Source organism: Georhizobium profundi, assembly GCF_003952725.1.
Classification (GTDB): Bacteria; Pseudomonadota; Alphaproteobacteria; order Rhizobiales; family Rhizobiaceae; genus Georhizobium; species Georhizobium profundi.
Map to the genome: position 1 here is coordinate 3,330,979 of NZ_CP032509.1, position 14,501 is coordinate 3,345,479.

Sequence of the window (14,501 nt, forward strand, 5' to 3'; positions counted from 1 at the left end):
AACGAAGGAAAAAGACCATGAAACTCAAAACCCTTGCCTTGGCGGCAACCGTCGCCGTTATCGGGGCTGTCGCTCCCGCCGCAGCCGAGTCGATCAAGATCGGCGTAACGCCCGGACCGCACGCCCAGATCCTCGAAGCCGTCAAGGAACTCGCTGCGCCAAAAGGCCTCGAAATCGAGATCCTCGAGTTCTCTGACTATGTGGTTCCGAACGAAGCGCTGAATGCCGGCGACCTCGACGCCAACTCCTTCCAGCACAAGCCGTATCTCGACAACCAGATCGCCGATCGCGGCTACGACATCGTCGATGTCGGCTTCACGGTGAACTTCCCGATCGGCATCTATTCCGAAAAGGTCGACAGCTTCGACGAGGTTCCGGACGGCGGGACGGTCGCCATTCCGAACGACCCGACCAATGGCGGCCGCGTGCTTCTGCTGCTGCAGGACAACGGCTATCTCACCCTTGCAGACGATGTCGGCACCACGCCGTCCATCGCCGACATCGTCGAGAACCCAAAGAATCTCAGGATCGTGGAAATCGATGCGGCGCAGCTGCCGCGTTCGCTGCCTGACGTGGACGCCGCCGGGATCAACACCAACTACGCGGAAGAAGCCGGCCTCGACCCGGTCAACGATCCGATCCTGCGCGAAAGCCCGAAGGGTCCTTACGTGAACCTGATCGCCGTGAAGACCGAAGATCAGGATGAGGCCTGGGTCCAGACGCTGGTCGAGACCTATCAGTCGGATAAAATCCGCGATTTTATCGAAGAAACCTTCAACGGTTCGGTTCTCGCCAGCTGGTAAAACCGCCTAACCGCGACTTTGGAAGGCGCGCAGCGATGCGCGCCTTCTTTCGTTTGGAGAGGGCTAGCTGGGGAGACGGCATCTTGACCGTTTGACGACTCCGTTAATGTCTACTAGGTTGATAGACATTAAGCAGGAGGATACCCCATATGGCATACCGACTGATTGGATTTTCTGCGGCGACGGACGGCTCGTCCAAGATCACGGATCTTCTCACCGACTTCAGTGGACGCCTGGTTCAGGATGCCGCTTTCCAGCCTGCAGACATCACCGTCCACACGCTTTCGCACATCGAGAACGACCTCCGCTCGGCACGGTTCCGGTCCGAACTCGAGGGCCAGGCTCGCGGCGCATTGCTCGATTGCGAGGCTGCAGAAGCGCTGGTAATCGCCGCATCCGTCAAGGCCTATCGGGGATATCCCGGCCTTTTGAAACACCTGATCGACATGGCCGATCTCGAGCTCCTGCGGCGCAAGCCGATCGTGGTTCTCGCCATCGGGCCGGTTTCGTCGGCAACCCGTCATGCACGGCTGGAGCTGCGGCTTCTGTTCCGCAGCGTCGGCGCGACGAATGTGCGGTTGATCGGTGCGCCGCACACGCAATTCAAGCAGTTGATGTCGGAAGACCCTGGGTTCTTCCGGGCCTTCAACGAGCTTCAAACAGATCTCGCCGTCAGCGCGTCCGCAGCGAAGCAGACGCAACTGAGACCTGTTCGCGTCGCCTAAGTCGCCTCAGGCGCGCGCTTCGAAGCGATCGGTCCAGACGGCTGTGTGGGACGCTGCGAGACCGCGGCGTTCCAGGCCGGAGGCAAGAGCGTAGCCTTCGGTCCAGCGGCCGTAGCCGCTCGCAATGTTGATGTGGCCGGCATCGCCGAGATCGACGAGGCCGGAGCCCCAGGCCTCCGCGAATGACCGCGCTGCGGCGAAGCTCATATACGGATCGTTCTGGCTTGCCACGACGATGCTGACGAAGGGCAGACGCTCCCGCGGCATCGCCTGGAAATCCAGCCGATCGGGATGAAGCTTCTCGGTACGGTCGATGTCGCAGGGCGCGACGAGAAGCGCGCCGGCAACATGTTCGGCGACGGGCGAATTCGCCAAACCGGCCGTCAACACGCAGCCGAGGCTGTGAGCGACGATGATCGATCCGGGATGGGCGACGATCGCTTCTTCCAGGGTCGCCAGCCAATCGTGCTCGCTCGGCCGGCTCCAGATCGCTTGCTCGACCAGATACGAGTTTGAGATGTCGGACAGCCAATGGCGCTGCCAGTGGCTTTCACCCGAGCCGTTCAGGCCAGGGACGATGAGATAGCTTGCCATCTGGGGTGGCTCCTTCCTCGTTGGCAGTGACCGCGGAGAAAGTCGGCGGGCAGATCTGGGAGGCAATCCACCCGCCGAACCGGCGCGACAGGGAAGCAATTGCTTCGATGGCCGGCATACAAGGTCTCCAGGGCACCAGTGACGCCAACATACGCCGAGCCCACGGCAAACCTAAGAAAGTAAATTCTATAAATTCGATAGATATTAGCCGCGTTTGGCGCGACATCGTCGACAGTCTCGTTCAGGTTTCCAGGAAGGTTAAACCACAGGAGACCGACGATGACGTCGAAGCGCCAGATGAAGCTCGGAGCGTTTCTCTATCCGACCGGCCACCACGTCGCCGCATGGCGCCACCCGCAAGCCAATGCGCGGGCCGGTATTGATATCGAACATTACAAGCTGCTGGCTCAGACGGCCGAGCGCGGACTGTTCGATCTGCTGTTTCTCGCTGACGGCGTCGGCATGCGTGGCGACGATATCGACGTCCTGTCGCGCACTGCCATTCGATATACGGCGCAGTTCGAGCCGCTGACGCTTCTCTCGGCCCTGTCGGCCCTCACTAAGCATGTCGGCCTCGTCGCCACCGCTTCGACGACCTACAACGAGCCCTATCATGTCGCGCGCAAATTTGCTTCGCTGGACTTCCTGAGTGGCGGACGCGCCGGCTGGAACACCGTGACATCTGCCGATGATCACGAGGCTCTGAATTTCGGCTTCGACCAGCAAATCGCGCACCCGAACCGCTACAAGCGCGCGGAAGAGTTCCTCGATGTCGTGCGCGGGCTCTGGGACAGCTGGGAAGACGATGCCTTCGTCCGCGACAAGGAAAGCGGTCTCTATTTCGAGCCGGAGAAGCTGCACATCCTCAATCATCGCGGGCCGCATTTTCAGGTTCGCGGTCCGCTCAACATCCCGCGTCCGCCGCAGGGCTATCCGGTTCTCGTGCAGGCGGGATCCTCCGATGCCGGCAAGTCGCTCGCCGCGCGCACCGCAGAAGTCGTCTTCACCGCTCAGCAGACGGTGGAGGATGCCCGATCCTTCTACACGGACCTGAAGGGACGCCTCGCCGCCTTCGGTCGGCAGCCGAATGCGCTGCTCATCATGCCCGGCGTCTTCCCGGTCGTTGCCGAAACCCGCAGCGAAGCCGAGGATAAGTTCGCGGCACTGCAGGACCTCATCCATCCCGAAGTCTCGATCTCAGCGCTCTCCCGACTCTTCGGGCACGACCTTTCCCAGTTCCCGGCGGATGGTCCGCTGCCCGAGGGGCTGGCCGAAACGGAAGGCCACCGCAGCCGTCAGCAGGTCTTCATCGACAAAGCCAAGCGCGAGAATCTCTCGATCCTTCAACTCGCCAATTCGGTCGCCGGTGCGCGCGGTCACTGGCAGCTCGTCGGGTCGCCTTCGGACATCGCCGACGCCTTGGAGGAACGCTTCACCGGCGGCGGCGCGGACGGCTTCAACGTCATGCCACCCTACTTCCCGGGCGGGCTTACCGACTTCGTCGATCTCGTCATTCCCGAACTGCAGCGCCGCGGTCTCTTCCGTCAGCGCTACGAGGGCCAGACGCTGCGCGAAAATCTCGGCCTTGCACGTCCGGCCCACCCCGCCTCGCAACCATCGACAAACCATCGCCGAACAGCCTGACAGCGTCGGCCCAACCACAAGGAGACCCATTCCATGCGTCGTAGAGAATTCACCCATTCCGTCGCCGCCCTGGCGATCGCCACCACACTCGGCCTCGGCTTCTCGACCGGAGCCGCGCGGGCAGAAGGCCAGATCCGCATTGCCGAACAGTACGGCATCTCATACCTGGCGCTGCACGTCATCCGCGACCAGAAGCTACTCGAAAAGCATGGCGAGGCAGCCGGCATCGAGATTACGCCGGTATGGGCACAGCTGGGCGGTGGCGCCGCTTCAAACGATGCGCTGCTGTCCGGCTCGGTCGACATCGTCAGCGCCGGCATCGGCCCGCTTCTCACGATCTGGGACCGCACGCATGGCAATGCGGACGTCAAGGCGATCGCGTCGCTCGTCCAGGCGCCGTTCTACCTCGTGACCAACAATCGGAACGTGAAGACGCTGGCCGACTTCACCGAGAACGACAAGATCGCGCTGCCGTCGGTCGGCGTTTCCGTTCAGGCGCGCACGTTGCAGATCGCTGCGGCCAAGGAGTTCGGACAGGAGAATTTCGACCGGCTCGACAATCTGACTGTCACCCTGCCCCACCCGGATGCGACACAAGCGCTGATCTCCAATTCCGGCGCGATCACGGCGCACTTCTCGAGCATTCCCTTCCATGACCGCGCGCTCGAAACCGAAGGCGTGCACAAGGTGCTCGACTCCTACGAGGTGCTCGGCGGTCCGGCGACATCGGTCGCCATCTACACGACGACCGCGTTTCGAGAGGACAACCCGCTCACCTACCAGGCGTTCGTGGATGCGCTGGATGAGGCTGCGACATTCATCGAGAACAACAAGGAAGAAGCGGCCGACATCTATCTGCGGGTCAACAACTCCCAGGAAGATCGCGACTTCATCCTCTCCATCCTCAACGATCCGCAGATCTCCTTCGACCCGACGCCGCAGCGCACGGAAGTCTATGCGGATTTCCTGCATGAAGTGGGCGCGCTGACGAACCAGGCCGAGAGCTGGCGCGACTACTTCTTCGACGACCTCCATGCGCGTGAAGGCAGCTGACATGAACGCTCACGTTCAGTTCACCGCCGCGCACCAAAGGCAACCGCAAACGGCACCGGACGTGGTCACCGTTCAGGACGTGACGCTGCGTTACGCAACGGAACGCGGAACGCTGACGGCCGCGGAGGACATCTCCTTCACCATCCGCGAAGGCGAGCGGTTCGTGCTGCTCGGCCCTTCGGGTTGCGGCAAGTCCTCGCTCCTGAAATCGGTGGCAGGATTCCTGCCGCCGGCTTCGGGCTCGATCTCCATCCGCGGCCGCGCCGTCGAGCGTCCCGGCCCGGACCGCATGGTCGTCTTCCAGGAGTTCGACCAGCTGCTGCCCTGGAAGACCGTGATCGACAATGTCGCCTTCCCTTTGCGGGTCGCAAAGAAGCTCGATCGTGCAAAGGCGCGCGAGCGGGCGCGGTCAGCGCTCGACAAGGTCGGCCTGTCGCGCGCCCTCGACGTCTACCCGCACACGCTGTCTGGCGGCATGAAACAACGTGCGGCGATTGCCCGGGCGCTGGCGATGGAATCGGACATACTGCTGATGGACGAGCCTTTCGCGGCACTCGACGCCTTGACCCGCCGCACGCTGCAGGAAGATCTTCTGGCGCTCGTGGAAGAGCTGCGACTGACGCTGCTATTCGTGACGCACTCGATCGAAGAGGCGGTCCTGATCGGCACGGATCTGCATCTCCTGTCTGCGCATCCGGGCCGCACGATCAAGACGGTGCACACCTCCCATCTGACGCTTGCGGATGAAGGCACCGCCGCCTTCGACGATCTCGTCGGCGATGTGCGCCGCACGCTCTTTGCCAAGCCGGAGGGCGGTGACCATGGCTGAGCTGCAGCTTTCCGACAGATCCGCCGCGATATCGCCTGTTGGGCCGTCGCTCTGGCAGAATGTCTGGGTTCGACGCGTCGTGATCCTGTTGCTCATCGGCGCCATCTGGCAGGCGGCTGCGCTCTGGCAGAACAATCCGATCATGCTGCCGAGCCTGACCGACACGTTCTCGGCGCTGATTAACGGTCTAGCTCGCGAGGGGCTGGTGAGTGCGATAGCCGCGTCGCTGACGACGCTGATCAAAGGCTACGTGCTTGCCGTTCTCATCGCGCTTGTCCTCGTCGCACTTGCCACGACGAACGACTTCCTGCGCGAGACGCTGCAAACGCTGACGGCGATGTTCAACCCTTTGCCGGCGATTGCCCTTCTGCCGCTCGCGCTGCTCTGGTTCGGGCTCGGTGAAGCAAGCCTTCTCTTCGTGATCGCGCACTCGGTCGTGTGGCCCTTTGCGCTCGCGGCACTGACGGGCTTTCAGTCGGTGCCGGAAACGCAGCGCATGGTCGGTCGCAATATCGGCCTCACGGGCTTTGCCTATGTCTGGCAGATCCTGATCCCATCCGCCCTGCCATCGCTGATCTCGGGCCTCAAGATCGCCTGGGCCTTCGCGTGGCGCACGCTCATTGCCGCCGAGCTGATCTTCGGCGTGACGGCCACGTCCGGCGGGCTTGGCTGGTACATCTTCCGCAACCGCAACGAACTCTACACCGACAAGGTCTTTGCCGGTCTCGCCGTGGTCATTCTCATCGGCCTGGTCGTCGAACTTGTCATCTTCAAAACGCTGGAACAGCGCACCATCAGACGCTGGGGAATGCAACGATGAATGCAGTGACCAATTCCATTCATTCCAACAACATCGAACCGATCGCAGCGCCGTCCGGGCTTCGCGGTGGCAAGCCGAAGCTCGTCGTCTTCAGTGGCAACACGCGCCGCCCGTCCAAGTCGCGGCTCCTGGCGGGTGCGATCGCCGAGGAGGTGCTTCGCCGCGTCGAGGTCGAGATCAAGACCATCGATCTCAGCGAACTCGGTGACACGAGCCTTGCCGGCTGGGACAGCGGCAAGGTCGGCGAGCCGCTGAAGGCGATCGTGCGCACGATCGAGGAGGCCGATGCGCTGATTGCCGTCACCCCCGTCTACAAAGGCAGCTATACCGGCCTCTTCAAGCACGTCATCGACGGCGTGAAGCCCGAAGCGCTCAACGGCAAACCCGTCATCATCGGCGCAACGGGCGGCGGCTTCCGTCACGCGCTCGTGGTGGAGCATCAGTTGCGTCCGCTGTTCGGCTTCTTCAACGCGCAGGTCGCCGGCGCAGCGGTCTATGCCAGCGATGGCGAACTGGTCGATCCCGATATCACCGATATCGCGCTTGTCAGCCGGATCCGGCTTGCTGCCGAGCAGATCGTGCCCCTTCTGGAGCATCAATTCGCAAAATCAGCAGCTTTTCAGGCTTAACCACGCAGAGAAAGCCGTAAAAATGACGATGATAGACACGGCAGAGCTATTGTTTAGCAATTCTCTAGACTATATATCGCAAAGCAGCCCAGTTTGGGCTGCGCGTACTCACTCCGTTGAGTGCGATGAAAGTCAGCCACGCCTTCGGAAGTCTTCTCGTCATGCTCACCCGCAAGGGAAAATACGGTCTGAAAGCGCTGATCCATCTGGCCAACAATCCGGATCGACAGTTCATCGTGAACGACATCGCCAAGGACAACGCGATCCCGAAGAAGTTTCTGGACACGATCCTGAACGAACTTCGCAACGCCGGCTTCGTGCACAGCCGCAAGGGCAAGGACGGCGGCTATCGTTTGGCACGGCCAGCCGAAGAAATCATGGTTGGCCACGTGGTGCGTGTTCTGGACGGGCCGCTGGCGCCTATCCCCTGCGCCAGCCGGACGCGTTACCAGCCCTGCGACGATTGCGACGTGGAGACCTGTCAGGTGCGCCACATCATGCTGGAAGTGCGCGAGGCGATCGCCGGCGTGCTCGACAAGTCGAGCCTTGCCGCCATGCGCGACATCGATGTGGACGATCCGGCCGAGGCGCTCCGCTACACCGTCTAAGGCTGCCTCGATGAGCGCGGCGGAACTGGCCGTGTCAGCCAGGCTGCAACAGATATCCGTCATCATCATCGGCGGCGGCGCCAGCGGCGTCCTCATGGCAGCACATCTCCTGCGGTCTCAGTCCGCATCCTTCCGCTTGACGCTCGTGGAACGCAGCGAGGCGATCGCCGAGGGCGTCGCCTATTCCACCGACCTCCCCGAGCATGTCCTGAATGTCAGCGTGAAGGGAATGAGCGCGCTTGCCGACGATCGCTCCCATTTCGAGCGCTGGCTCGGCGCCTTCAGCAACAACAAGATCAATCCGGCAAGCTATGTCGCTCGAAGCCTCTACGGGCTGTATCTGGCGGATCTTCTCAGCCATCTCAGAGCGATCGACGACGGCAAGCGGTTTCATACGGTGACGGACGAAGCCCTCGATGTCACCGAAACGCCAACAGGCGTCGAAGTGCATCTCGGCAATGGGACGAGCCTCATCGGCCATATCGCCATTCTTGCGACGGGACATGAAGCGCGTGCGGCACAGACCAGCGCTGGATCCAGCGCGGCCGGCGATGCCCAATTGCCGATCCTGATCGTCGGGACCGGTCTTTCGATGGTCGATACCTTTCTGGCCGCAGCACGGCGCAAGAACCATCCGCCGGTGATCGCGATTTCCCGGCACGGTCTCCTTCCCCATGCCCACACCACTGCGCCGCCGATTGCCATCGATGCAGCGGACATTCCCTTCGGAACGAAGCTCTCTTTCCTGATGCGCTGGCTTCGGGTCCTCATCGCCGAGCTGGCCGACCAGGGCATCGACTGGCGCAGCGTCATCGATGGCATGCGGCCCCATTGCCAGGACATCTGGCGCAGCTGGACGCCGGAGACGAAGCGCCGCTTTCTCCGCCACGCGCGTCCCTGGTGGTCGATCCATCGACACCGGCTGGCACCGCCCATTCATGAACGGCTGACGAAGGCCGTTTCCAATGGGCATCTGGCGGTTCAGGCCGCAACGATCGTCGATGTCGCCGACTCAGACGGTGCGCTCGCCGTGACGCTGCGCGGCCGGAAGACCGGCGAGGAGACGCTTCTCAAGGTTGCCCGGATCGAGGACTGCACCGGGCTTCATTTCGACGTGACGCAAAGCCGGCAGGCGCTGCTGCAAAACCTCGTGTCCCGCGGTGCCGTGCGCGGAGATCCTTTGGCGATCGGCCTCGACGTCACGGAAAGATGTGCCGCGATCGATCTCGATGGGAAGCCGAGCAAACGGCTCTTCGCCATCGGGCCCATCACGCGCGGAACGTTTCTTGAGATCGAGGGCATCCCGAACATCCGCGATCAATGCGCAGCCGTCGCCGCAACGCTTTCGGCGCGTTTCGCGAAGGTCGAGCACTCGACGACCGCAGAGTCTTGAGCAAATGGCGGTCTGAACTGAACCCACGCCTGGCTCGTCCTCTCGCCCCGTCAGTGCGGGAGGACGAGCTTGCCGCCGTTCAGCGCTTTGCCGATCACGGAAGGAAGGCGCATCAGGACCCTCACGCCGATCCATGCGGCGGCGATGGCGATCACCGGCTGTAGAAAGAACGAGACCGAGAACAATGGATCGCCATAGTTTCCGAACACACGCCGCAGTGGGATGCCGGCGAATTCGAACACGATCGCGTGGCTGCAGAAGAGCACGAAGACATAGGGTTCGAAGCGTTTGATCCGCGACCATTTGGACGACCCGGCGATGAGAAGCGTCACTTGCCAGATTGCTGCGGCCATGGTGATCCGCAACAGCGTGTCGAGCCCTGCCAGAACTTGCGGATTGAGGCTGTGCAGCGGGATACCATCAATCCGGATGAAGAAGAAGACAGCCGCCATGGGAGCAAGGCCGAGAGCAAGACACTTCGTCGCGCGGTCGACTTGACCGTCCTGAAACGCGCCAATCCGCAGCCAGAGGCCGATCGCGAAGAACAGCAGGAGTTGCGGCCGCTGCAGCAGCCATGTGTCCTGCCCGAAAAGCATGTAGCCGATCAACACAGCAAAAGCTGCTGTCGGCGCCCGGTAAAGAGCGAAGACGAGGAGTGGCGACAACAGGCAACAGACGAACAAGTCCCGCAAAAACCACAACGGCACGACGAGCGGCCATTCCTGCAAGGCGAGAAAAGCATTAGCGATGCCAAGCGGGCTTGCTTCGGGCAATTTGTCCCAGTTTCCGGAAAGCTGCGCGTAGATGATGATAAGAACGAACATCACCGCGTTCCACGCGATCAACGGAACGATCAATGAGCGCACCTTGCCGGTGACTGTGGAAAGGTGCCCCTTGGCGAGGCTGCCTGCGATAAGGAAACCGGAGACGATGCCGAGGAGCGAAACCGAGCTCAGGCCGATCACTCTCGTCAGCAGGAAATAGACGAGCCCGAAAGCATCCACCGGCAGGGTATAAACGTTTTCCGCGATGCCTGGCTGAACGTGCACGAAAGTGACGAGAATGATGCAGAGCACACGCGCAATCGAAATGCGGAACGACGTCGACCGAGACACCGGCGTCGTATCGGGAAAGGTCATGGCGAATGGCAGGGTTTTGTCCACGGTGAGACGACTCCTATCGGGTCAGCGGCTGATTGGGCTGGCGCTTCAAAGCCAGAGGCGCCAACCCTTCGATCCGATGTCCGCAAAGCGGGTCTCGATCAGATGATGAAATTGGGATTGTCGATATTCGGCCGTGGCAGTTCGAGTGTCATGCCACCGCCTCGGGCGCGCCTGACGCTTGGGGACGACGATCGCCCGATCTATGCGATCGGCGACGTGCATGGCTGTCTCGACGCGCTTCGGCGGCTTGAAGCCAAGATCGTTGCGGATGCTGCTACGATCGAGGGACGCAAGCTGATCGTGATGCTTGGCGACTATGTCGATCGTGGTCCCGAATCGGCCGGTGTGATCGACCATCTGCTCGAAGAGGCGCCTGCGGGGTTCGACCGCATCTGCCTTGCCGGCAATCACGAACAGCTCATGCTCGACGTTCTCGAAGGACGCGCGGGCCTCGATCGCTGGCGCGCACTCGGCAGCGACGCGACCCTCGCCTCTTACGGCATCGACAGCGAGCGACTTCTGCATCTGGGCAGCTCGAGCGCGGAAGTCGGCGCGATGATCGGCGAGACGGTGCCTGCTGCGCATCTGGCATTCCTGCGCGACCTGCCGGTGCTGCTCAGCACCCGCCTTCACATTTTCGTCCATGCGGGCCTCAGGCCAAACATGCCGGTTGCCGAGCAGAGCGATCGATCGCTGATGACGCTGCGCCTTGCGCCGAGTGACGCCACGCAGCTTCCGGATCGCTACATCGTGCATGGCCACACACCCGTCGCGCGTGTTGCCATGCAAAACCGGCGCATCAACGTGGATACCGGCGCCTGCTTCACCGGGCGCCTTTCGGCCCTGCGCATCTGGCGCGGCGGCGGGCGCGTCTTGTCCACATAGCCCCTCACCGGCCCTTCGATCAGCCAGACGCAGCATGACGGCCCGCCGCTCCGTCCAGATAGTAGTCGGCATAGTCGCCCATATATCGCTCTGCGCCACCGAAGGAGCCATATCGCGATAGCTTCGCCATGTCGGTCTTGTTCAAGATCGCGCCGAGTGTCTTGCCGGAGACCTGCGGCTCGTTTTCGAGCGTTGCCCGCAGCAAGGCGCGCGGTGTCGTGCCCCAAGCGGTCACCATGAGAAACGCGTCCGCGAGCGGCGCGAAGGCACGCGCATCGACCACCGGCCCAAGGGGCGGAAGATCGACGATGATGTAGCGATAGCTGCCGCGGGCATCTTCGATCAGCGCGCGCATGGCTTTGCCGGAAATGAGATCGGCCGTATGCGAAAGCCTCTGGCGCGTGGTTGCCGGCAGGATGGCGAGCCCCGACTGGCGGCTGACAAGAAGCGCCTCGCGCCAGTCATGCCCGTTTAAGAGCACGTCGACCAAGGAGCTTTGCGGTTCGATCGCCAGACGCCGGGTCAGCCCCGGATTGCGCATGTCCGCATCAATCAGCAGCGTCGACTGACCCGATGCCGCAAGCATGGCAGCAAAGTTCGTAGCGACGGTCGTCTTGCCCTCGCGCGGAAGTACGGAGGCAAAGGCGATGACGCGGCTTGGTTTTTCCTGCAGCACCACATCGGCGACCAGGCGCGCATTGCGCAGCGTCTCGGCAAAGAGCGACGACGGCGCGTTGACGGCGAGCTTGAGCAGCGCCGGACCGGGATCTTCATCCGCGGCAGCGGCATCGCCTTCGCTTCCATCCTTCGCAACCAGGGGCAGATAGCCCAGGAAGTCGATGCCCAGCGCCCGGCGAACATCATCGCCCGTGCGGAAGAAGCGCTCGCGGAACTCCTGAACCGCGCCGATCCCCGTACCTGAGAACATGCCGAGGACGAGCGCCAGCCCCAGCGTCAATGTCTTGCTCGGAGCCGATGGCCGCGTCGGGTTGGAGGCTTCCGAGATGACGCGCGCCTTGGCGATAGGGAACGTCTGCTGCTGCGAGGCTTCCTCGTAGCGGGCGAGAAAAGTCTGGTAGAGGGTGCCGAGCGCCGATGATTGCTGCTCCAACTCACGCAGTTCGACCAGGGCCTCCCCCGCGACCGAGTTTTCACCCGTGCGCGCACCAACATTGTCCCGAAGCGATTGTTCGCGCGCCTGCGCAACCTCGTATTCGTTGCGGTAGCTCGCCGTAACCTGCTGCAGCTCCTGGTATATCTGCCGGCTGAGATCGGCCGACTGCCGCCGGAGTGTGACGGCCTGCGGATGGTCCTCGCCGAAGCGCTCAGAAATTTCGCTCTCGCGCTCGACCATGTTGAGGTAGCGGCTTTTCAGTTCGTTGAGCGATGCGCTGTTGGCAATGTCGGTGGGGATGACGGCGCTCAGCACCGCCTGCTCCGGACCTTCCTCGATGATCGCCTGAAAACGCTGATACCGCGCTCGCGCATTGGCGGTTTCGGCCTGCGCCAGGATCAGCTGCTCGTTGACTTCGGAGAGCTGCTGATCGGAGACGAGCTCGCCGCTCACAGCCGTGAGGTTGTTCTCGGCCCGGAACCGCTCTGCGCGCAACGATGCGGCGAGCCATTCGGTGCGCAGGTTCTCCAGCCGACTTTGCAGCCAGACAGTGGCCTGCTGGGTCGCATCGAAATTGGCGTTCAACTGATCGGCGAGATACTGGTTGGCATAGGCGCGCGCGATCGCCCCAGCAAGCGCGGCATCCTTGGCGCTGTAGCGCACCTCGATGGCGAAGCTTCGCCCGACACGCTCGGCGACGAGGTTGGCCTGCAGGATTGCAGCCGCCCGGCCGATCTGTGCTGCTTCCGACAGTCCTGCGCCCTTCTCACCGCTCGATGTGAGCGACGAGATGGTCGAGCGGATCTGCGAACGCAGCCAGACCACCGGAGACATCGGTGGATCGAGGAACAGTTCGTTGCGATGGAGGTCCAGCTCTGCAACGACCGAATGGGCGAGACGGGAGGAGCGGAGAATTTCGACTTCGCTCGACATCATCGTGTCGATCTGCATCGGTCCGGCCCCGTTACGCTCTTCCTGCGCATAACGCGTGAGATTTTCATCGAGCAGAATGCGCGTCGCGGCCGTATATGTCGAAGGCGTCATGAGGAGGTAGGCGATGCCGAGCGCCAGGCCGATCGCAGCCGCCACCGCCACGATCCGTGCGCGCCGCCACGCAATGTTGAGCAACCGGTCCAGATCGATGAACTGGTCCTTGTCCTCAGGCTGTTCGGGCGTCACGGCAAGGCGACGGTCCAGTGCGAAATTTCTCTGATGCATCTGTCGAGACGCTTGGCAGCGCCACCTCTTCGGAGGGGTTGGCCCTGCTCGGTCGATGGACCGGACAGGGTGATGGCCGAGAACCGATCAAGCAGACAGCTTGACCGCCCCGCTCGATCGCGCTTGCGCCACGAGATCGGAGATCGGGCCGAGCACGCGGTCGCGGATGTCTGGACGCATCAGCGCGAAGGCGACATTGGCCTCGATGAAGCCCTCCTTCGACCCGGTGTCGAACATGCGCCCGGCGAATGGTGCGGCGTAGAAGCTCTGGTATTCGGACAGGCGCAGCATGGCGTCGGTGAGCTGGATTTCGTCGCCTGCTCCACGCGCCTGCGTTTCCAGAATGCCGAAGATTTCCGGCTGCAGAATGTAGCGACCGTTGATGTAGTGGTTGGAAGGCGCATCCTTCGGTTCGGGCTTTTCCACCATCTCCGTGATGGCGAAACCTTCGCCCACCGGCTCTCCCTTGCCGACGATGCCGTAGCTCTTGGTCTGGGTCGGGTCGCACTGCTCGACGGTGACGACATTGCCGCCCGACTGCTCGTAGAGGTCCATCGCAACAGACAGGCAGCCGCGCTCGCCATAGGACACCATGTCGGGCAGAAGCAGCGCGAAGGGTTCGTTGCCGATGATGTCGCGGGCGCACCAGACAGCGTGGCCAAGCCCGTGCGGTGCCTGCTGGCGGGTGAAGCTCACCGTGCCAGCCTTGGGCTGGATGCCGCGAACGGCTTCAAGCTGCGCCGTCTTGCCGGCGCGCTCGAGCGTTTCGATCAGCTCCGGCTGGATATCGAAATGGTCCTCGATCACGTGCTTGTTGCGCCCGGTCACAAACACGATGTGCTCGATACCCGCAGCGTGCGCCTCATCGACGGCATATTGCACCACCGGCCGATCGACGACGGTGAGCATTTCCTTCGGCATCGCCTTGGTGGCGGGCAGGAACCGGGTTCCGAGCCCGGCGACGGGGATTACGGCTTTTCTGACTTTGGTCATCGGCTGTCCATTTCCGTTTGGTCTTGAGCG

At 62.4% G+C, this 14,501-nt stretch carries 14 protein-coding genes; 10 read left to right on the top strand and 4 right to left on the bottom strand.

The genetic code is table 11. From position 1 onward, the window contains the following. Window positions 1-17 precede the first annotated feature (17 nt). Window positions 18-803 (top strand): MetQ/NlpA family ABC transporter substrate-binding protein, encoded by a 786-nt coding sequence (locus D5400_RS16040; protein ID WP_126010922.1) that lies wholly within the window; start codon window positions 18-20, stop codon window positions 801-803. 149 nt (window positions 804-952) lie between these two features. After that, entirely contained in the window at window positions 953-1,528 is a 576-nt protein-coding gene (locus D5400_RS16045) for an NADPH-dependent FMN reductase (RefSeq protein WP_126010923.1), read from the top strand. A gap of 6 nt (window positions 1,529-1,534) precedes the next feature. On the opposite strand, the gene D5400_RS16050 is transcribed toward D5400_RS16045, so the two are convergent. Then, the gene (locus tag D5400_RS16050; protein WP_126010924.1) at window positions 1,535-2,122 is read right to left on the bottom strand and encodes an RBBP9/YdeN family alpha/beta hydrolase; all 588 of its coding nucleotides are present in this window, start codon (window positions 2,120-2,122) and stop codon (window positions 1,535-1,537) included. Window positions 2,123-2,401: 279 nt separating this feature from the next. Between D5400_RS16050 and D5400_RS16055 the strand changes: the two genes are divergently transcribed. The 7 genes from D5400_RS16055 (at window position 2,402) to D5400_RS16085 (ending at window position 9,098) form a co-directional block, all read left to right on the top strand. Beyond that, window positions 2,402-3,766, top strand: coding sequence for an LLM class flavin-dependent oxidoreductase (locus tag D5400_RS16055; protein WP_126010925.1), 1,365 nt, complete (start codon window positions 2,402-2,404; stop codon window positions 3,764-3,766). Window positions 3,767-3,799: 33 nt separating this feature from the next. Then, complete coding sequence (locus tag D5400_RS16060) at window positions 3,800-4,819, top strand: ABC transporter substrate-binding protein (protein WP_126010926.1); 1,020 nt, start codon at window positions 3,800-3,802, stop codon at window positions 4,817-4,819. Between the two features lies 1 nt (window position 4,820). Next, a complete protein-coding gene (locus D5400_RS16065) occupies window positions 4,821-5,648 on the top strand; it encodes an ABC transporter ATP-binding protein (RefSeq protein ID WP_126010927.1) in 828 nt (275 codons plus the stop codon). After that, window positions 5,641-6,468 carry an ABC transporter permease gene (locus tag D5400_RS16070; RefSeq protein WP_126010928.1) on the top strand — a complete coding sequence of 276 codons (828 nt, stop codon included), beginning with the start codon at window positions 5,641-5,643 and terminating at the stop codon, window positions 6,466-6,468. Before D5400_RS16065 ends, D5400_RS16070 begins: the two co-directional genes overlap by 8 nt. Then, window positions 6,465-7,097 carry an NAD(P)H-dependent oxidoreductase gene (locus tag D5400_RS16075; protein ID WP_126010929.1) on the top strand — a complete coding sequence of 211 codons (633 nt, stop codon included), beginning with the start codon at window positions 6,465-6,467 and terminating at the stop codon, window positions 7,095-7,097. The genes D5400_RS16070 and D5400_RS16075 overlap by 4 nt, the downstream gene beginning before the upstream one ends. A gap of 161 nt (window positions 7,098-7,258) precedes the next feature. Beyond that, a complete protein-coding gene (locus D5400_RS16080; RefSeq protein WP_126010930.1) occupies window positions 7,259-7,705 on the top strand; it encodes an RrF2 family transcriptional regulator in 447 nt (148 codons plus the stop codon). Window positions 7,706-7,715: 10 nt separating this feature from the next. Continuing rightward, complete coding sequence (locus tag D5400_RS16085) at window positions 7,716-9,098, top strand: FAD/NAD(P)-binding protein (RefSeq protein ID WP_164527912.1); 1,383 nt, start codon at window positions 7,716-7,718, stop codon at window positions 9,096-9,098. 50 nt (window positions 9,099-9,148) lie between these two features. On the opposite strand, the gene D5400_RS16090 is transcribed toward D5400_RS16085, so the two are convergent. Next, window positions 9,149-10,261, bottom strand: coding sequence for an acyltransferase family protein (locus tag D5400_RS16090; RefSeq protein WP_126010932.1), 1,113 nt, complete (start codon window positions 10,259-10,261; stop codon window positions 9,149-9,151). Window positions 10,262-10,411: 150 nt separating this feature from the next. Between D5400_RS16090 and D5400_RS16095 the strand changes: the two genes are divergently transcribed. Then, entirely contained in the window at window positions 10,412-11,146 is a 735-nt protein-coding gene (locus D5400_RS16095; protein WP_245451324.1) for a metallophosphoesterase family protein, read from the top strand. A 19-nt stretch (window positions 11,147-11,165) separates the two neighbouring features. Here the strand turns inward: D5400_RS16095 and D5400_RS16100 are convergent, their stop codons facing one another. Then, window positions 11,166-13,478 carry a Wzz/FepE/Etk N-terminal domain-containing protein gene (locus tag D5400_RS16100; RefSeq protein WP_126010933.1) on the bottom strand — a complete coding sequence of 771 codons (2,313 nt, stop codon included), beginning with the start codon at window positions 13,476-13,478 and terminating at the stop codon, window positions 11,166-11,168. Between the two features lie 87 nt (window positions 13,479-13,565). After that, a complete protein-coding gene (locus tag D5400_RS16105; RefSeq protein ID WP_126010934.1) occupies window positions 13,566-14,471 on the bottom strand; it encodes a UTP--glucose-1-phosphate uridylyltransferase in 906 nt (301 codons plus the stop codon). Window positions 14,472-14,501 lie beyond the last annotated feature (30 nt).

What these genes read in the sequence shown, in the direction of transcription:
- D5400_RS16040 (WP_126010922.1), top strand. Translation starts at nt 18, where the DNA reads ATGAAACTCAAAACCCTTGCCTTGGCGGCAACCGTCGCCGTTATCGGG.
- D5400_RS16075 (WP_126010929.1), top strand. Translation starts at nt 6,465, where the DNA reads ATGAATGCAGTGACCAATTCCATTCATTCCAACAACATCGAACCGATC.
- D5400_RS16060 (WP_126010926.1), top strand. Translation starts at nt 3,800, where the DNA reads ATGCGTCGTAGAGAATTCACCCATTCCGTCGCCGCCCTGGCGATCGCC.
- D5400_RS16050 (WP_126010924.1), bottom strand. Translation starts at nt 2,122, where the DNA reads ATGGCAAGCTATCTCATCGTCCCTGGCCTGAACGGCTCGGGTGAAAGC.
- D5400_RS16105 (WP_126010934.1), bottom strand. Translation starts at nt 14,471, where the DNA reads ATGACCAAAGTCAGAAAAGCCGTAATCCCCGTCGCCGGGCTCGGAACC.
- D5400_RS16070 (WP_126010928.1), top strand. Translation starts at nt 5,641, where the DNA reads ATGGCTGAGCTGCAGCTTTCCGACAGATCCGCCGCGATATCGCCTGTT.
- D5400_RS16065 (WP_126010927.1), top strand. Translation starts at nt 4,821, where the DNA reads ATGAACGCTCACGTTCAGTTCACCGCCGCGCACCAAAGGCAACCGCAA.
- D5400_RS16055 (WP_126010925.1), top strand. Translation starts at nt 2,402, where the DNA reads ATGACGTCGAAGCGCCAGATGAAGCTCGGAGCGTTTCTCTATCCGACC.
- D5400_RS16095 (WP_245451324.1), top strand. Translation starts at nt 10,412, where the DNA reads ATGCCACCGCCTCGGGCGCGCCTGACGCTTGGGGACGACGATCGCCCG.
- D5400_RS16100 (WP_126010933.1), bottom strand. Translation starts at nt 13,478, where the DNA reads ATGCATCAGAGAAATTTCGCACTGGACCGTCGCCTTGCCGTGACGCCC.
- D5400_RS16080 (WP_126010930.1), top strand. Translation starts at nt 7,259, where the DNA reads ATGCTCACCCGCAAGGGAAAATACGGTCTGAAAGCGCTGATCCATCTG.
- D5400_RS16085 (WP_164527912.1), top strand. Translation starts at nt 7,716, where the DNA reads ATGAGCGCGGCGGAACTGGCCGTGTCAGCCAGGCTGCAACAGATATCC.
- D5400_RS16045 (WP_126010923.1), top strand. Translation starts at nt 953, where the DNA reads ATGGCATACCGACTGATTGGATTTTCTGCGGCGACGGACGGCTCGTCC.